The organism is Georgenia sp. Z1491, assembly GCF_057652395.1.
Map to the genome: position 1 here is coordinate 1,212,806 of NZ_CM172729.1, position 16,742 is coordinate 1,229,547.

A 16,742-nucleotide genomic window follows, 5' to 3' on the forward strand; every position below is an offset into this window, starting at 1 on the left:
GCGCTTCCGGTGGCCACACTCCGGTCGCCTTCGTGGCCTCGACCTTCTCCGACAGCTCGCCGACCTCGTCGATCCTTCACGTACCGGCGGACGTCGTGCGCATCGGGGACCGCGCAATAACCTGGCGCCAGACAGTGAACCTGGCATCTGTGGGCGAGGCGCTCGACGCCGATGCCGAGTGTGCCGGGGTCCTGCACGCTGCGCGTGAGCTCGAACCGGCCGGGTCATGTGCACAGGTCGACGGTGTGGGCGACCCGGACATCGACCCCGGCATGGACGAGGCCCGCTACGTCGATCTCGTGAAGCAGGTGCTCACGGACATCGCCGGGGGAGACGTGCGAAAGGTCGTCACCTCGCGTGCGCTGGTTCGGCACGAGTCGCCCGAGGTGCTCAACGCGCTTCCGGCGCGCCTCGCCGAGGCCTACCCGGACGCCTGGACGTTCGTCGTCGGCGGCCTCGTAGGAGCGACACCCGAGTTGCTTGCCGCCCGGACGGGTGAGCGCGTGCGATCGCGCGTTCTCGCGGGTTCGCTCCCGCGCGGGAGCCGACCCGACACGGACCTGGTCGCCGAGATCAGCACCTCTCGGCGGTTCGCCGAGGAGCATGCGCACGCGGCCCGTTCCGTCGTGGAGGGGCTCGCCGCCGTCCTCGAGCTCGAGGAGCGGGATCCCGCCCCGTTCGTCCTCGAGCAGCCGAACATCTACCACCTGGCCACGGACGTCGCGGGGCGCCCCAGCTCCGACCTCGGCCTGCTCGGCATCGTCGCCGCCATCCATCCGACGGCCGCCGTTGCCGGCACCCCACGCGATACGGCAATGGCGATCATCGCCCGCCGCGAGGCGCACGACCGCGGCCGGTACGCCGGTCCGGTCGGCTGGATCGACGCCGACGGCGACGGCGAGATCGGGCTCGCGCTCCGTTGCGGTCAGGTCGAGGACCACTCGATCCGCCTGTTCGCCGGCGGCGGCATCGTCGCGGGCGCCGACCCCGAGGACGAGCTCGCCGAAACCGTGGGCAAGCTGCGTCCCATGCGGGAGGCCCTCGAAGCCGCCGCTGCCCGCCACTGACGCCTACGAGCACTCCGGACACCCAGCGCGTTCCCAGGTTCGCCCGCGGGCGTCCAGCCGGCGGGCAGGTGATCCCCGGCGGGCGTCGAGCCGGGCCGTGTTGCGTGTACCTCGTCCCCACGGAAGAGCATGAGGAGCACGCCATGACCGAGCAGCACCTGCCGCCGAACGACCCGCGGACCCGGTGGGTCGCCTCGCCGACCTCGCCGCCCGCGGCCGACCCCGCCTCGGCGAGCGTCGCGCCCGCGCCGGCGAGCCGGCCCGGGACTGTGGGCGCGCCCGCCGCACGCCCGACCGGCTCGAGGCACGTCGTCCTCGCGGCCGTCCTCGCCGGCGTGCTCGCCTCCGGGACCACCGTCGCGCTCACCCGCGCCACGGACGACGCCGGGCCGGCGGCGGCGCTCGTCGCGGCGCAGGCCGCCGTGGACCGGGGTGCCGGGGCCGATCCCGCGGACGGCTCGGGCGCCACCACCGCGGACGGCTCCGGGCAGACCGGTGCCGCCCTGCCCGCCAGCGCGTCGAGCGACGCCGGCTGGAGCGACGTGGTCGCCGAGGTGACCCCGTCGGTCGTCGCCGTCTCGGTCGAGACCGAGCGGGGCTCCGGCACGGGGTCCGGGGTGATCATCGACGACCAGGGTCACGTGCTGACCAACGCCCACGTCGTCGCCGGCGCGCGCACCGTCGCCCTCACCCTCGACGACGGCCGCCTGCTCGAGGCCGAGGTGGCCGGCACCGACGAGTCCTCCGACCTGGCCGTCCTCACGATCGCCGACCCGCCGGAGGACCTGACCCCCGCCACGTTCGGCTCCGACGCGGACCTCGCGGTCGGCGACTCGGTGCTGGCCGTCGGCAACCCGCTCGGCCTGCGCTCGACCGCGACGACCGGCATCGTCTCCGCCCTCGACCGTCCGGTCGCCACCTCGGACGGCTCGGGCGAGGCCGCCGTCACCGCCGCCGTCCAGGTCGACGCCGCGGTCAACCCGGGCAACTCCGGTGGTCCGCTCTTCGACTCGGAGGGTCGGGTCGTCGGCATCACGAGCTCGATCGCCACGATGTCCGGGTCGGGCGAGCAGTCGGGCAGCATCGGCGTCGGCTTCGCCATCCCCGTGGACCTCGCCTCGCGCGTGGCCGGCGAGCTCATCTCCGACGGCAGCGCCGACCACGCGTTCCTCGGTGTCGGCCTCGAGGACGGCGAGGCGGCCGCCGGCGGCGAGGTCCGTGCCGGTGCCGCCGTCCGGGCCGTCGAGCCCGGCAGCCCGGCCGCGGCGGCCGGGCTGCGCGAGGGCGACGTCGTCACGGCCCTCGACGGTGCCCCGGTCGGCTCGGCCGAGGCGCTCACGGCGATGGTGCGGGAGCACGTCGGCGGCGACGAGGTCGTCCTCACGGTCGTCCGTGACGAGGAGGAGTCCGAGGTCGAGGTCGCCCTCGCGTCGAGCCCCGCCGGGTAGCGTCCGGGCGACTCGGGGTGCCGTCGAGTGGGCTCAGAGGTGCACTTTTCGGGCTGTGCGCGTGCATCCTTGCGCCCACTCGACGTGCATGAGGGGGCGATCGACGCGGTGGCCGGCGACGCCGGCGACCAGGGCGACCCCGACGAGGACAGCGAGGGCCGCGAGCACATTGGCGGCGTCCAGCACGAGCATGTGCGGCGTGAACTCCGGCGCCACCGGCGGGGACCTCGTCCAACCAAAGCTGACGGGCCGGAGCAGGCGGAACAGGAGGGTCCCGCAGCCCGCGACCACCAGTGCGAGCCCGGCTACGAGAACGACTGGCAGCGGTCGCCTGATCGGCGCAACCTGCCACTTGTCGGACACGTCGGCGCCCTACGTCGTCGAGCTCGGGTCGGCGGTGCTCGGCCCGGCGTCCCCGTCCGCGTACTCCCGCTGGAGGCGAACGTGATCGCGGAGGCCGTCCCGCACCGCGCTCCGCACGACGACGTACGTCACGTAGGCCCAGACGAACAGGGCGGCGACGGCGAGGAGAATGCTCGTGATCGGATCCATGCACAGCTCTGTCCAGAGGGTGGTCGGTGCCGAGAACGTCCCGGTCGGATCCTCGGATGTGCGGACGTCCTCGTCTCTTCCGTGCACGAGTATGGCGTGTCCCGGTCGGTCCCGCCCGACGTCCTCGCAGCAGTGCCCCCCGCACCTGCGAGACTGACGCCCGTGAACCGAGCCGGCCTGGACAAGGACCCCCGTGAGGTCGCGGGGATGTTCGACGACGTCGCGCAGCGCTACGACCTCACCAACGACGTGCTCACCCTCGGGCAGGTCCGCATCTGGCGGGCCGCGTCGAGACGCGCGCTCGACGCCGGGCCGGGGGACCGGGTGCTCGACCTCGCCGCCGGGACCGGCACGTCGTCGGCCGAGCTCGCCGACCGGGGCGTCGACGTCGTCGCCTGCGACTTCTCCACCGGGATGATGTCGGTGGGCAAGCGGCGGCGCCCGGACCTCGCGTTCGTCGCGGGCGACGCCACCGCGCTCCCGTTCGAGGACGCCTCCTTCGACGCGGTGACCATCTCCTACGGGCTGCGCAACGTCGTCGACCACGCGGCCGGCCTGCGGGAGATGCTGCGCGTGACCCGCCCGGGCGGGCGGCTGGTCGTCACCGAGTTCTCCACGCCGACGTGGGCGCCGTGGCGGATGACGTACCGGTTCTTCCTCACCCAGGCGCTGCCGCGGATCGCACGCCTGTCGTCGTCGAACAACCCCGCCTACGCCTACCTCGCCGAGTCCATCGAGGACTGGCCCGACCAGGCCGGCGTCTCGGACGCGATCCGCGCGGCGGGCTGGACCGGGGTGCAGCACCGGGACCTGTCCGGCGGCATCGTCGCCGTCCACCGCGCACGCCGGGCCGGGTAGGCCGCGCGCGGAGGGCCCCACGCAGGGCCGGGCGACGGACCGACGACCCACCTATTACGTGCGGTGAATGTCCCGGAATTCCGGGCAATCTGCGGCGCGACGAGGATCACCCCGGGGGTGCCGAACGGCTCCCGCTCCAGGGCTACGATTCTTCGGGCGGACCGCCCCACCACGCGAACGAAGGAGCTCGACCGTGCCTCCCGCACCAGTCGTCGACGAGGCTGACGTCCTCGTGGTCGGCGCCGGTCCGGCGGGCGCGAGCGTCGGGCACTACATGGCGCAGCAGGGGCACCGGGTCGTCGTCCTCGAGAAGGCTCGCTTCCCACGGGACAAGGTCTGCGGCGACGGCCTGACCCCCCGCGCGGTCGCCGAGCTCATCCGTATGGGCGTGCCCACGCGCGAGGAGGACGGCTGGATCCGCAACTACGGGCTGCGCACGTCCGGGGCGGGCCACCGCATCGAGATCCCGTGGCCGGAGCTGGCCTCGATGCCCTCCTACGGGCTCGCCCGGGCGCGCACCGGGCTGGACGAGACGCTCGCGCGGCACGCCCAGGCCTCCGGCGCCGACCTGCGCGAGGGCGTCTCGGTCACGGGCGCGGTCCGGCACGAGCGCACCGGGCGGGTCGTCGGCGTCACCGCCCGGCCCGTCGACGAGCGCGGCCGCCGGACCGGCGAGGAGGTCACCTACCGCGCCCCCCTCGTCGTCGACGCCGGCGGGGTCTCGGCCCGCCTCGCCACCGCCGTCGGCATCGAGAAGGACGCCGGCCGCCCGATGGGCGTCGCGATCCGCACGTACTTCCGCACCCCGCGGCACGACGACCCGATGATGGAGTCGTTCCTCGAGCTGTGGGACGGGAAGCCGGGGGAGTCGAACCTCCAGCCCGGCTACGGCTGGATCTTCGCCCTCGGCGACGGCACCGCGAACGTCGGCCTCGGCACCCTGTCGCCCACGGCCGCGCCCACGCGGCTCGACTACAAGGGGTTGTTCGCCACGTGGATGCGCAACGTCCCCGAGGAGTGGGGCTTCACCCCCGACAACCAGGTCGGCGAGCTGCGCAGTGCCGCCCTGCCCATGGCGTTCAACCGCACGCCCCACTACGCGAACGGGCTCCTGCTGCTCGGCGACGCCGGCGGGATGGTCTCCCCGTTCAACGGCGAGGGCATCGCCTACGCGCTGCAGTCCGGCCGGGTCGCCGCCGACGTCATGGGGCAGGCGCTCGCCCGCACCTCCGAGTACGAGCGCGTCAAGGCCCTGCGCACCTACCCGCGCATCATGCGCGAGGAGCTCGGCGGCTACTTCACCCTCGGCCGGGGCTTCGCCCACGTCATCAGCCACCCGCGCATCATGCGGGCGTGCGTGAAGTACGGGCTGCCGCGCCCCGTGCTCATGCAGTTCGTCATGAAGCTGCTCGCGGACGGCTACGACCCGCGCGGCGGGGACTGGATGGACCGCCTCATCGCCGCCCTCGCGAAGGCGGCACCCGCGTCATGACCACTCCTCGAGACCTGTTCGTCCGCGCCCGCGCCGATGCCGGACGTGTCGGGACGCGACACGCGAACGTCTACCCTGGAAGCGGGGAACGGCGTGCGCGGCCGAGGACACCGCGCGACGGCTGGACCGCCGCCCCGAGGACGTCGACGGAGGACGTATGACCAACCCCTACGTGCCGCTGCTCATCATGATGGTGGTCGCGGTGGCCCTGGCCCTCGGCGGACTCGGCGCCAGCGCGATCATCGGCCCGAAGAGCTACAACCGGGTCAAGGTCGCCAACTACGAGTGCGGGGTCGACCCCACGCCCCGCGCCCCCTCGGCCGGCCGCTTCCCGGTGAAGTACTACCTCATCGCGATGACGTTCATCATCTTCGACATCGAGGTGGTCTTCCTCTACCCGTGGGCGGTGGCCTTCACCGAGCTGGCCGCCTTCGGTCTCGTCGCGATGCTCGTGTTCATCGCGCTGATCACTGTGCCCTACATCTACGAGTGGCGGCGCGGGGGACTGGAGTGGGACTGACCGACCGCTGACCGTTCGGCACACCCGCCCGCCCCCCGCCACCCTCCTCCCGAAAGGACTGCTCATGGGCATCGAAGAGAAGCTCCCCGCAGGCTTCGGTCTCACCACCGTCGAGGCCGTCGCCGGTTTCGCCCGGTCGAACTCCCAGTGGCCGGTCACGATGGGACTGGCCTGCTGCGCGATCGAGATGATGGCCGCCGGCACGCCGCGCTTCGACATGGCGCGCTTCGGCATGGAGGTCTTCCGCGCCTCGCCCCGGCACGCCGACGTGATGATCGTGTCGGGGCGCGTGAGCCACAAGATGGCCCCCGTCATCCGCAACGTCTACGACCAGATGTCCGACCCCAAGTGGGTGATCTCCATGGGCGTGTGCGCCTCCTCGGGCGGGATGTTCAACAACTACGCGATCGTCCAGGGCGTCGACCACGTCCTCCCGGTCGACATCTACCTGCCCGGCTGCCCGCCGCGGCCGGAGATGCTCATCAACGCGATCCTCGAGCTGCGCAAGCAGATCAAGCACGCGCCGCTGGGCGTCAACCGGGTCGAGGCCGCCCGCGCGGCCGAGCAGGCCGCCCTCGGCGCGACCCCCACCCACGAGATGAAGGGGCAGCTGGCGTGAGCGGGACCGACGCCGGCGGCGACATCGCCGCACCCGACCCGCAGGGCCGGACCGAGCTCGACGTCGTGGCGGTGCGCCGCGGCCAGTTCGGCGTCCAGGGCTCCGGCGACACCTCCGGCTTCGGCGGGCTCGTCGTCGCCGTCACCGAGCCACCGCACGCCGAGCGCCCGTACGGCGGCTGGTTCGACGAGGTCGTCGACGTGCTCCGCGAGGTGCTCACCGAGCAGGGCATCGACCCCGACGCCGCGATCGAGCGCGTCGTCGTCGACCGCTCCGAGCTCACCCTGCACATCGCCGCGGAGCACCTCGTGGCCGTGGCCCGAGCGCTGCGCGACGACCAGGACCTGCGCTTCGAGCTGTGCCTGGGCGTCTCCGGCGTCCACTTCCCCGAGCACACCGGGCGCGAGCTGCACGCCTCCTACCACCTGCTGTCCATCACGCACACCCGCCAGCTCGTCCTCGAGGTCACCTGCCCCGACGCCCACCCGCACATCCCGTCGGTCGTCGGCGTCTACCCGGGCAACGACTGGCACGAGCGCGAGACGTTCGACCTGTTCGGCATCGTGTTCGACGGCCACCCCGCGCTCTCGCGGATCCTCATGCCCGACGACTGGGTCGGGCACCCCCAGCGCAAGGACTACCCCCTCGGCGGCATCCCTGTGGAGTACAAGGGCGCCACCGTCCCGCCGCCCGACACCCGGAGGTCGTACAGCTGATGTCCGCCCCCACCATGCCCAGCGCCCCCGGGCCCGCGCTCGCGGACGAGGAGCCGGACTTCGTCGCCGACGGCGGCGACTGGTCCGACATCGCCGCCGAGGCCGAGCGCCTCGGCGAGGAGCGCATCGTCGTCAACATGGGGCCCGTCCACCCCTCCACGCACGGCGTGCTCCGCCTCATCCTCGAGATCGACGGCGAGACGGTGCACGAGGTGCGGGTCGGCCTCGGCTACCTGCACACCGGCATCGAGAAGAACATGGAGTTCCGCACCTGGACCCAGGGCGTGACCTTCTGCACGCGCATGGACTACGTGGCGCCGTTCTTCCAGGAGGTCGGGTACTGCCTCGGCGTCGAGAAGCTCCTCGGCATCACCGACCAGATCCCCGAGCGGGCCAACCAGATCCGCGTGCTCCTCATGGAGCTCAACCGGATCAGCTCCCACCTCATCGCGCTGGGCACCGCCGGCAACGAGCTCGGCGCCACCACGCTCATGACCCTGGGCTTCCGGGGCCGCGAGAACGTCCTCGACATCTTCGAGCGCATCTCCGGCCTGCGGATGAACCACGCCTACATCCGCCCCGGGGGCGTCGCGCAGGACATCCCGCCCGGCACCGTGGAGTTCGTCCGTGAGCGGCTCGCCGACATCCGGCTGTCCGTCGTCGAGATGATGACGCTGGCGATGGAGAACCCCATCTACAAGATGCGGCACGTCGGGGTCGGCGTCATCTCGCTGCCCGGGGCCCTTGCCCTGGGGCTCACCGGACCCTGCCTGCGCGCCGCCGGCCTCCCGATGGACCTGCGGCGCACCGACCCGTACTGCGGGTACGAGACCTACGAGTTCAACGTCATCACCCGGGACCGGTCCGACGCCTACAACCGCGTGGCGGTGCGCTTCGACGAGTGCTTCGAGTCGCTGCGGATCATCGTGCAGGTGCTCGACCGCCTCGAGGCCTCCGCGGGGCAGCCGGTCATGGTCGCGGACAAGAAGATCGCCTGGCCGGCCCAGCTCTCCGTCGGCACCGACGGCCAGGGCAACTCCCTGGACCACATCCGCCACATCATGGGCGAGTCGATGGAGTCCCTCATCCACCACTTCAAGCTCGTCACCGAGGGCTTCCGGGTGCCGCCCGGCCAGGCGCACGTGGCGATCGAGCACGCGAAGGGCGTGATGGGGGTCCACCTCGTCTCCGACGGCGGCACCCGCCCCTACCGGGCGCACTTCCGCGACCCGTCCTTCTCCAACCTGCAGTCGATGGCGCTCATGAGCGAGGGCGGCCAGCTGGCGGACGTCGTCGTCATCCTCGCCTCGCTCGACCCCGTCCTCGGAGGAGTGGACCGATGACCGAGCAGACCTACGCGCCCGAGCTCGCCACGTCGCTGAAGGCCGACTTCGCGGAGATCGTCGCCCGCTACCCGCAGCCCCGCTCGGCCCTGCTGCCGATGCTGCACCTCGTGCAGTCCGTCGACGGCTACGTCTCCGCCCGGGGCATCGCCGCGTGCGCCGAGGCGCTGGGGATCACCCGCGCCGAGGTCTCCGCCGTCGCCACGTTCTACAGCCAGTACAAGCGCCACCCCAACGGCGAGTACAACGTCGGCGTCTGCACGAACGCGCTGTGCGCCGTCATGGGGGGCGACCAGATCTTCGAGACGCTCTCCGACCACCTCGGGGTCGGCCACGACGAGACCACCGCCGACGGCCGGATCACCCTCGAGCAGCTCGAGTGCAACGCGGCGTGCGACTACGCGCCGGTCGTGATGGTCAACTGGGAGTTCTTCGACAACCAGACCCCGACCTCGGCCACGCAGCTCGTCGACGAGATCGCCGCCGGACGCCCGGTCCACCCCACGCGCGGCGCCACCACGGTCGGCACGTTCAAGGAGATCTCCCGCGTGCTCGCGGGGTTCGAGGACGGCCGGGCGGACGAGGGCCCGGGTGCCGGCGAGGCGAGCCTGCTCGGGCTGCGCATCGCGCGCGCCAACGGCTGGACGTCCCCGCACGAGGGCCACGAGGCCGACCGGCACGCCCCGCTGGCCGAGGCCGCGGGCGCCGCACCCGTCGGTGACACGGGCTCGAGCGCCGCCCACCAGGTGCCCACGTCCGGCGAGTCCGACCCAGGCGCGGCCCGCCGCGCGGTCTCCGAGGAGGACAAGTGACACTCACCAGCCCCGGCACCCTCACGCCGGTCCTCTCCGACATCTGGGACGCCCCGCGCTCCTGGACCCTGGGCACCTACCGCGACCACGGCGGGTACGAGGGGTGGGAGAAGGCCCTGACGATGGCGCCCGGCGACGTCGTCGACCTCGTCAAGGGCTCCGGCCTGCGCGGCCGCGGCGGCGCCGGCTTCCCCACCGGCCTCAAGTGGTCCTTCCTCCCGCCCGCCGACGGCGGACCGCGCTACCTCGTCGTCAACGCCGACGAGTCCGAGCCCGGGACCTGCAAGGACATCCCGCTGCTCCTGGCCAACCCGCACTCCCTCATCGAGGGCATGGCCATCACCAGCTACGCCATCGGCGGCCACCACGCGTTCGTCTACCTGCGGGGCGAGACCGTGCACGTCTACCGGCGCCTCCTCGCCGCGGTCCGGGAGGCCCGCGAGGCCGGGCTCATCGGCACCGGGCTCGGCCCCGACGGCGACTACCACCTCGAGATCACCGTGCACGCCGGCGCCGGCGCCTACATCTGCGGCGAGGAGACGGCGCTGCTGGACTCCCTCGAGGGCCTGCGCGGCCAGCCGCGCCTCAAGCCGCCGTTCCCCGCCGTCGCCGGTCTCTACGCCCGCCCGACGGTCGTCAACAACGTCGAGTCGATCGCGTCCGTGCCCGGCATCCTCTCCCGCGGCCAGGACTGGTTCACCGCCATGGGCACCGACAAGTCGGCCGGCCACGGCCTGTTCTCCGTCTCGGGGCACGTGAACAACCCCGGCCAGTTCGAGGCACCGTTCGGCATCACCATGCGCGAGCTCGTCGAGATGGCCGGCGGGGTCCGCGACGGCCACCGGCTGAAGTTCTGGACGCCCGGTGGTTCCTCGACGCCGATCCTCACCGACGAGCACCTCGACGTCCCGCTCGACTACGAGTCGGTCGGCGCCGCCGGGTCGATGCTCGCCACCCGTGCCCTCATGGTGTTCGACGAGACGGTCTCGGTCGTCCGGGTCATCTCGAGGTGGACCGACTTCTACCAGCACGAGTCCTGCGGCAAGTGCACGCCCTGCCGCGAGGGCACGTTCTGGATGAAGCAGGTCATGCACCGCCTCGAGGACGGCCGCGGGCTGCCCTCCGACGTCGACCTCCTCCTCGAGGTGTCCGCCAACATCGCGGGTCGCTCGTTCTGCGCGCTCGGCGACGCCTCGGCGACCCCCATCCAGTCCGGCATCCAGCACTTCCGCGAGGAGTTCGAGGCCGGCTGCCACACGCCCGCACGGGAGCTCTTCCCCTACGAGGCGTCGGCGATCTTCCACGAGGCAGGTGTGCGATGACCCAGACGCAGGAGCAGGCCGCGCCCGCGGCCCCCGAGCTCGTCACGGCGACGATCGACGGCCGCGAGGTGTCCGTGCCCAAGGGCACGCTCATCATCCGGGCCGCCGAGCAGGTCGGCATCCAGGTGCCGAGGTTCTGCGACCACCCGCTGCTCAAGCCCGCCGGCGCCTGCCGCCAGTGCCTCGTCGACGTCTCCAGCCCGGACCGCGAGGGCAACCTCAAGGCGATGCCCAAGCCGCAGACGTCCTGCACGATGGAGCTCACGCCGGGCATGGTCGTGGCCACGCAGCACACGTCCGAGGTGGCCGACAAGGCCCAGCACGGCATCATGGAGTTCCTCCTCATCAACCACCCGCTGGACTGCCCGGTGTGCGACAAGGGCGGCGAGTGCCCCCTGCAGAACCAGGCGATGAGCAACGGCCGCGCCGAGAGCCGGTTCGTCGACGTCAAGCGGACGTTCCCCAAGCCGATCGCCATCTCCACGCAGATCCTGCTGGACCGCGACCGGTGCATCCTGTGCCAGCGCTGCACCCGGTTCTCCTCCGAGATCGCCGGCGACGCCTTCATCGCGCTCCAGGGCCGTGGCGGCGGCACCCCCGGGCGCGAGGTCCACGCGCTCAACGGCTCCCAGGTCGGTGGCTTCGACGCCGACGTCCTCGACTTCGCCGACGACGGCCTCCCGGACGCGACCGGCGTCCCCTTCGCGGGGCCCGACGGCGTCGCCGGTCTCACCTCCGGCCACGCGACGGCGCCCATGGGCGCCGCGGAGGCCGACACCTCCGGCCGCCCGTTCACGTCCTACTTCTCGGGCAACACCATCCAGATCTGCCCCGTCGGCGCCCTGACGTCGGCGATGTACCGGTTCCGGTCGCGCCCCTTCGACCTCGTCTCCACGCCGTCCGTCGCCGAGCACGACGCCGGCGGCTCGGCGATCCGGATCGACCATCGCCGCGGCGCCGTCGTGCGCCGCCTCGCGGGCAACGACCCCGAGGTCAACGAGGAGTGGATCACCGACAAGGACCGGTTCGCCTACCACTGGCAGGACGCGCCGGACCGCCTGCGGATGCCCCTCGTGCGCGACCAGGCCACCGGCGAGCTGCACGAGACCAGCTGGTCCGAGGCCCTGTCGGTCGCCGGCTCCGAGCTGGCGCGCGCCGCCGCGGCCGGCGGCGTCGGCGTGCTGCCCGGCGGCCGCCTCACCCTCGAGGACTCCTACGCCTGGTCGAAGTTCGCCCGCACGGTGCTGCGGACCAACGACGTCGACCACCGGGCCCGCCCGCACAGCGCCGAGGAGGCCGACTTCCTCGGTACCCACGTGGCGGCGACCGGGCTGGGGGTCACCTACTCCGACCTCCAGCGGGCGGGACGCGTCCTGCTCGTGGCGCTCGAGCCGGAGGAGGAGTGCGGCACGATCTTCCTCCGCCTGCGCAAGGGCGTCCTCGCCGGCACCACCCGGGTGACGACGCTGGCCCCGATGGCCACGCGCGGCACCACCAAGATGCGCGCCGACGTCGTCGAGGTCGCCCCCGGCGGCGAGGCCACGGCGCTCGACTCCCTGGGCGCCGAGCTGGTCGAGGAGCTCTCCGCCCCCGGTGCCGTCATCCTCGTCGGTGAGCGCGCGGCGGCCCTGCCGGGCGCGCTCACCGCGGCCCAGCGCCTCGCCGACCGGACCGGTGCCCGCCTCGCCTGGGTGCCCCGGCGCGCCGGCGAGCGCGGCGCCGTCGACGCCGGTCTGCTGCCGAACCTCCTGCCGGGCGGCCGCCCGGTGGTCGACCCGGCCGCGCGCGCGGACGCCGGCGCCGTGTGGGGGATCGACTCCCTCCCGGACGCGCCCGGCCGTTCGCACCGCGAGATCCTGCTCGCGGCCGCCTCCGGCGAGCTGACGGGGCTGCTCGTGGGCGGCGTCGAGACGCTGGACATGATGGACCCCGCCGCCGCGCTGCGCGCCGTCGGCCAGGTCGACGTGCTGGTCCAGCTCGAGGTCCGGCGCAACGCGATCTCCGAGCTCGCCGACGTCGTCCTGCCCGTCGCGCCGCCGGTGGAGAAGGCCGGCTCGTTCGTCAGCTGGGAGGGACGCGTGCGGCCGTTCGGCCAGGTGCTCGCCTCCCACGCGCTGCCGGACCGGCTCGTGCTCGCCGACCTCGCCCGGGAGATGGGCCGCGACCTCGGCCTGGCCACCCTCGCCGAGCTCCACGCCGAGCTCGCCGAGCTCGACCCGTGGGACGGGCCGGTCGCCGAGCCCACCGAGGCGCCGGCCCAGGTGCCCGCCCCCGGGCCGGGCGAGGCGGTCCTCGCGACCTGGAAGCTCCAGCTCGACGCCGGCCGCGGCCAGGACGGCGAGCCGCACCTCGCCGGCACCGCGCACCGGCCGGTCGTCCGGCTCTCCCCGGCCACGGCACGTGCGGTCGGCGCCGTCGACGGCGGCCGCGTCCGCGTGACCGGCCCGACCGGCTCGCTCACCCTCCCGCTGACCGTCACCCGCATGGTCGACGGCGTGGTGTGGGTCCCCGAGAACTCCCCGGGCAGCGCCGTGCGGGCGCAGACCGGGGCCGGCGCGGGCAGCGTCGTCACCGTCACCAGCACGGAGGTCCAGCAGTGATCGCCCCGGTCATGTCCACCGCATCGGCGCTGCCGACGGCGGACTTCAGCCACGACACCTGGTGGATCTCCCTCATCAAGGCCGTCATCATCGTCGCCCTGCTGCTCACCGGCGTCCTCATGGCGCTGTGGGTCGAGCGCCGCGGGCTGGGCAAGATGCAGACCCGTGAGGGCCCCAACGTCCTCGGCCCGTTCGGTCTGTTCCAGGCGGTCGCCGACGCGATCAAGCTCGTCCTCAAGGAGGACATCCAGCTCAAGGGCGCCGACCGGGTGCTGTACATGCTCGCGCCCGGCATCGCCGCGTTCTGCGCGTTCATGGTCCTCGCGGTCATCCCCATGGGCCCGGCCATCACCAACGGCGCGGACCCCACGTGGTGGACGCCGATGCAGCTGACCGACATGCCGGTCGCCGTGCTCTACATCCTCGCGATCACCGCGCTCGGCGTGTACGGCATCGTGCTCGGCGGCTGGTCGTCGAACTCGACCTACCCGCTGCTCGGCGCCGTGCGCTCCTCGGCCCAGGTCATCTCCTACGAGCTCTCCATGGGGCTCGCGCTCGTCTCGGTCTTCCTCGTGTCCGGCTCGATGGCCACGTCCCAGATCGTCGACGCCCAGACCAACGTGTGGTGGGCGATCTCCCTGCTGCCCGCGTTCGTCATCTACGTGATCTCGATGGTCGCCGAGGTCAACCGCCTGCCGTTCGACCTCCCCGAGGCCGAGGGCGAGCTGGTCGCCGGCCACTCCATCGAGTTCTCCTCGATGAAGTTCGCGTGGTTCTACCTCGCCGAGTACGTCAACATGTTCAACGTCTCGGCGGTGGCCACGACGCTGTTCCTCGGTGGCTGGCGGATCCCGTTCCTCTCGGACCACATCGTGTGGTGGGCCGCCCCGGTCGTCGGGTTCCTCGTCTTCTGGCTCAAGGTCTGGGCGTGCATGTTCGTCATGATCTGGATGCGCGGCACGCTCCTGCGCGTGCGCTACGACCAGCTGATGAACCTCGGCTGGAAGATCCTCATCCCGGCCGCGCTCGTCTGGCTGGTCGCCGTGACGATCATCCAGGGCGTGCGCCAGTTCTCCGACCTCGAGCTGTGGCAGCTGCTCGCCGTCATCGCGGGCCTGCTCCTCGTCGTCATGATCGTCACCTTCCTCCTCCCGGAGAAGAAGGAGCCCGAGCCCGAGCCGGACGAGCCCGAGCCGTTCGACGCGTTCGCCGGGGGCTTCCCCGTCCCGCCGCTGCCCGGGCAGACGCTGCCGCCGTCGCCGCGGGCGGACCGTCGGCGCGCCGCCCAGGCCGGTGAGCCCGTCGTGGCCAGCAGCGCACGGGCGAGCGCCGCCGCGAACGAGACCGCCCCCGACGCCACCACCGAGGAGGCCTGACATGGCTGACGAGAAGCGCCCCGAGCCGAGAGGCCGGATCACGGCGGACGACGTCGTCGTGCGCAACGGCGAGGAGGAGATCCGCCTCGCCCCCGACGAGCCGGGCCCGATCGGGTCCCTGCTCGCGCCCGTCGCCGGGTTCGGCGTGACGATCTCGTCGATGTTCCGACCCTCGCGCACCGTCCAGTACCCGTTCGAGAAGCCGCCGACGCAGCCCCGCTACCACGGCCGGCACCTGCTCAACCGGTACGCCGACGGCCTCGAGAAGTGCATCGGCTGCGAGCTGTGCGCGTGGGCGTGCCCCGCCGACGCCATCTACGTCGAGGCCGGCGCCAACGGCCCCGAGGGACAGTTCTCGCCCGGCGAGCGCTACGGCCGCGTCTACCAGATCAACTACCTGCGCTGCATCTTCTGCGGGTACTGCATCGAGGCCTGCCCGACCCGTGCACTGACGATGTCCAACGACTTCGAGCTCGCCGGACCCACCCGGGAGGGCCTCATCTACGAGAAGGGTGACCTGCTGGCCCCCATGGCCGACGGGATGCTCGCCGCCCCGCACCCGATGGTCTCCGGCGCCACGGACGCCGACTACTACCGTGGCGAGGTCACCGGCCCCACGGCCGAGCAGGTCGAGTGGGTCGAGACCCACCGTCCGGACGACCCCACGCTCGCCTCGGCGCGCGAGGCCGCGTCCGCCGGCGCCGCGAGGGGGAGCGAGCGATGAGCACCACCCCCGTCATGACGGTGCCCGGGGAGATCGGCACCGGCGAGACCGCCCTGTTCTGGGTGCTCGCCACGGTCATGGTGATCGCCTCGACGGGCCTGATCTTCGCCCGGCGAGCGGTCTATGCCGCCGTGTCGCTCATCCTCGTCATGCTCTGCCTCGCGGTGATGTACGTCGCGCAGGGGGCGCCGTTCCTCGGCGTCGTCCAGGTCGTCGTGTACACCGGCGCGATCATGATGCTGTTCCTCTTCGTGCTCATGCTCGTCGGCGTCGACGCCGCGGACTCCCTGCACGAGACGATCGCGCACCAGCGGTGGGTGGCCGTCGTCGCGGGCCTCGGACTGATCGCGGTCCTCGTCGGTGTCGCGCTGCAGGCGGTGGGCCTGACCGAGCCCGCCGGCCTGGCGGCCGCCAACGCCGACTCCAACCCGGTCGGTGTCGCCCGCGTCCTGTTCGGCGACTTCGTGCTGACGATGGAGCTCACCGGCGCGCTGCTCATCACGGCCGCGCTCGGCGCGGTCGTGCTCACCCACCGCGAGCGACTGTCCCCGAAGGTCACGCAGGTCGAGGTCGAGGCCGCCAAGATGAAGACGTTCAAGGAGGAGGGCGGCCGGCTCGGCCAGCTGCCCACCCCCGGCGTCTACGCGCGGTCGAACGCCGCCGACCTGCCCGCCCTGTCCGCCACCGGCGAGCCGATCGTCGAGTCGGTGCCGCGCGTGCTGCGCGTCCGCGGCCAGGAGCGCACCATCGGCGAGGTCAGCCCCGAGACGGTCGCCGCCGTCGCCCGCGCGCGCACCGAGCCGGCTCGCGGCCTGCACGGCGGCGAGGCCACCCGTGGCGTCACGCGCGCCGGCCTGCCCTCGATGCCCGGCGAGCCGGCCCCGACCCCGCTCGTGCCCGGCTCGCCCGGCCGCGAGGTCGCCGCCCGCCGCCGCGCCGCGCGCGAGGCCGCACCGAGAACCGAGACGACCGCCGAGGACGACCGATGAACCCGATGAACTACGTGGTGCTCGCCGGCATCCTCTTCGCCGTCGGCGCCACCGCGGTGCTCGTGCGCCGCAACGCGATCGTCCAGCTCATGGGCGTCGAGCTCATGCTCAACTCGGCCAACCTCGTGCTCATCACGTTCGCCCGCGTGCACGGCGACCTGAGCGGCCAGGTCGCGGCCTTCTTCGTCATGGTCGTCGCCGCGGCCGAGGTCGTCGTCGGCCTGGCGATCATCGTGTCCGTGTTCCGCACCCGTCGCACCGCCTCGGTCGACGACGTCAACCTCATGAAGAGCTGAAGGGAGCA

17 protein-coding genes are annotated in these 16,742 nt (G+C 72.8%); 15 read left to right on the forward strand and 2 right to left on the reverse strand.

Annotated elements, in window-relative coordinates:
- Window positions 1-32 precede the first annotated feature (32 nt).
- A complete protein-coding gene (locus AC24HA_RS05680) occupies window positions 33-1,067 on the forward strand; it encodes an isochorismate synthase (protein WP_425709162.1) in 1,035 nt (344 codons plus the stop codon).
- A 143-nt stretch (window positions 1,068-1,210) separates the two neighbouring features.
- Complete coding sequence (locus AC24HA_RS05685; protein ID WP_425709161.1) at window positions 1,211-2,515, forward strand: S1C family serine protease; 1,305 nt, start codon at window positions 1,211-1,213, stop codon at window positions 2,513-2,515.
- Between the two features lie 33 nt (window positions 2,516-2,548).
- Here the strand turns inward: AC24HA_RS05685 and AC24HA_RS05690 are convergent, their stop codons facing one another.
- Together AC24HA_RS05690 and AC24HA_RS05695 are read right to left on the reverse strand one after the other, a co-directional pair.
- Window positions 2,549-2,878: a hypothetical protein gene (locus AC24HA_RS05690; protein ID WP_425709160.1), complete on the reverse strand. Its 330-nt coding sequence runs from the start codon at window positions 2,876-2,878 to the stop codon at window positions 2,549-2,551.
- Window positions 2,879-2,887: 9 nt separating this feature from the next.
- Complete coding sequence (locus AC24HA_RS05695; protein WP_425709159.1) at window positions 2,888-3,067, reverse strand: hypothetical protein; 180 nt, start codon at window positions 3,065-3,067, stop codon at window positions 2,888-2,890.
- Between the two features lie 162 nt (window positions 3,068-3,229).
- Here AC24HA_RS05695 and AC24HA_RS05700 point away from each other — a divergent pair, with 162 nt between their 5' ends.
- The 13 genes from AC24HA_RS05700 to nuoK all read left to right on the forward strand — a co-directional run bounded on the left by AC24HA_RS05700 (window position 3,230) and on the right by nuoK (window position 16,734).
- Window positions 3,230-3,925, forward strand: coding sequence for a demethylmenaquinone methyltransferase (locus tag AC24HA_RS05700; protein ID WP_425709158.1), 696 nt, complete (start codon window positions 3,230-3,232; stop codon window positions 3,923-3,925).
- A 193-nt stretch (window positions 3,926-4,118) separates the two neighbouring features.
- A complete protein-coding gene (locus AC24HA_RS05705) occupies window positions 4,119-5,417 on the forward strand; it encodes a geranylgeranyl reductase family protein (RefSeq protein WP_425709157.1) in 1,299 nt (432 codons plus the stop codon).
- Between the two features lie 157 nt (window positions 5,418-5,574).
- Entirely contained in the window at window positions 5,575-5,937 is a 363-nt protein-coding gene (locus AC24HA_RS05710) for an NADH-quinone oxidoreductase subunit A (RefSeq protein ID WP_425709156.1), read from the forward strand.
- A 64-nt stretch (window positions 5,938-6,001) separates the two neighbouring features.
- Entirely contained in the window at window positions 6,002-6,556 is a 555-nt protein-coding gene (locus tag AC24HA_RS05715) for a NuoB/complex I 20 kDa subunit family protein (protein ID WP_425709155.1), read from the forward strand.
- Window positions 6,553-7,272 carry an NADH-quinone oxidoreductase subunit C gene (locus AC24HA_RS05720; RefSeq protein WP_425709154.1) on the forward strand — a complete coding sequence of 240 codons (720 nt, stop codon included), beginning with the start codon at window positions 6,553-6,555 and terminating at the stop codon, window positions 7,270-7,272. Before AC24HA_RS05715 ends, AC24HA_RS05720 begins: the two co-directional genes overlap by 4 nt.
- On the forward strand, window positions 7,272-8,615 hold the full coding sequence (locus AC24HA_RS05725; RefSeq protein ID WP_425709153.1) for an NADH-quinone oxidoreductase subunit D: 1,344 nt from the start codon (window positions 7,272-7,274) through the stop codon (window positions 8,613-8,615). The genes AC24HA_RS05720 and AC24HA_RS05725 overlap by 1 nt, the downstream gene beginning before the upstream one ends.
- Window positions 8,612-9,427: an NADH-quinone oxidoreductase subunit NuoE gene (gene nuoE / locus AC24HA_RS05730; protein ID WP_425709152.1), complete on the forward strand. Its 816-nt coding sequence runs from the start codon at window positions 8,612-8,614 to the stop codon at window positions 9,425-9,427. The genes AC24HA_RS05725 and nuoE overlap by 4 nt, the downstream gene beginning before the upstream one ends.
- Window positions 9,424-10,749: an NADH-quinone oxidoreductase subunit NuoF gene (gene nuoF / locus AC24HA_RS05735; RefSeq protein WP_425709151.1), complete on the forward strand. Its 1,326-nt coding sequence runs from the start codon at window positions 9,424-9,426 to the stop codon at window positions 10,747-10,749. The genes nuoE and nuoF overlap by 4 nt, the downstream gene beginning before the upstream one ends.
- Window positions 10,746-13,349 carry an NADH-quinone oxidoreductase subunit G gene (locus AC24HA_RS05740; protein WP_425709150.1) on the forward strand — a complete coding sequence of 868 codons (2,604 nt, stop codon included), beginning with the start codon at window positions 10,746-10,748 and terminating at the stop codon, window positions 13,347-13,349. Before nuoF ends, AC24HA_RS05740 begins: the two co-directional genes overlap by 4 nt.
- Before the next feature lie 11 nt (window positions 13,350-13,360).
- Complete coding sequence (gene nuoH / locus AC24HA_RS05745) at window positions 13,361-14,725, forward strand: NADH-quinone oxidoreductase subunit NuoH (protein WP_425709149.1); 1,365 nt, start codon at window positions 13,361-13,363, stop codon at window positions 14,723-14,725.
- A 1-nt stretch (window position 14,726) separates the two neighbouring features.
- On the forward strand, window positions 14,727-15,449 hold the full coding sequence (nuoI, locus tag AC24HA_RS05750) for an NADH-quinone oxidoreductase subunit NuoI (RefSeq protein WP_425709148.1): 723 nt from the start codon (window positions 14,727-14,729) through the stop codon (window positions 15,447-15,449).
- Window positions 15,446-16,438: an NADH-quinone oxidoreductase subunit J gene (locus AC24HA_RS05755; RefSeq protein WP_425709147.1), complete on the forward strand. Its 993-nt coding sequence runs from the start codon at window positions 15,446-15,448 to the stop codon at window positions 16,436-16,438. The genes nuoI and AC24HA_RS05755 overlap by 4 nt, the downstream gene beginning before the upstream one ends.
- A complete protein-coding gene (nuoK, locus tag AC24HA_RS05760) occupies window positions 16,435-16,734 on the forward strand; it encodes an NADH-quinone oxidoreductase subunit NuoK (RefSeq protein WP_425709146.1) in 300 nt (99 codons plus the stop codon). Before AC24HA_RS05755 ends, nuoK begins: the two co-directional genes overlap by 4 nt.
- Window positions 16,735-16,742: the final 8 nt, after the last annotated feature.

Excerpts from the sequence above, each read along its gene's own strand:
- AC24HA_RS05685 (WP_425709161.1), top strand. The coding sequence starts at position 1,211 with ATGACCGAGCAGCACCTGCCGCCGAACGACCCGCGGACCCGGTGGGTC.
- AC24HA_RS05695 (WP_425709159.1), bottom strand. The coding sequence starts at position 3,067 with ATGGATCCGATCACGAGCATTCTCCTCGCCGTCGCCGCCCTGTTCGTC.
- AC24HA_RS05710 (WP_425709156.1), top strand. The coding sequence starts at position 5,575 with ATGACCAACCCCTACGTGCCGCTGCTCATCATGATGGTGGTCGCGGTG.
- AC24HA_RS05715 (WP_425709155.1), top strand. The coding sequence starts at position 6,002 with ATGGGCATCGAAGAGAAGCTCCCCGCAGGCTTCGGTCTCACCACCGTC.
- AC24HA_RS05725 (WP_425709153.1), top strand. The coding sequence starts at position 7,272 with ATGTCCGCCCCCACCATGCCCAGCGCCCCCGGGCCCGCGCTCGCGGAC.
- nuoE (WP_425709152.1), top strand. The coding sequence starts at position 8,612 with ATGACCGAGCAGACCTACGCGCCCGAGCTCGCCACGTCGCTGAAGGCC.
- AC24HA_RS05740 (WP_425709150.1), top strand. The coding sequence starts at position 10,746 with ATGACCCAGACGCAGGAGCAGGCCGCGCCCGCGGCCCCCGAGCTCGTC.
- nuoH (WP_425709149.1), top strand. The coding sequence starts at position 13,361 with ATGTCCACCGCATCGGCGCTGCCGACGGCGGACTTCAGCCACGACACC.
- nuoI (WP_425709148.1), top strand. The coding sequence starts at position 14,727 with ATGGCTGACGAGAAGCGCCCCGAGCCGAGAGGCCGGATCACGGCGGAC.
- AC24HA_RS05755 (WP_425709147.1), top strand. The coding sequence starts at position 15,446 with ATGAGCACCACCCCCGTCATGACGGTGCCCGGGGAGATCGGCACCGGC.
- nuoK (WP_425709146.1), top strand. The coding sequence starts at position 16,435 with ATGAACCCGATGAACTACGTGGTGCTCGCCGGCATCCTCTTCGCCGTC.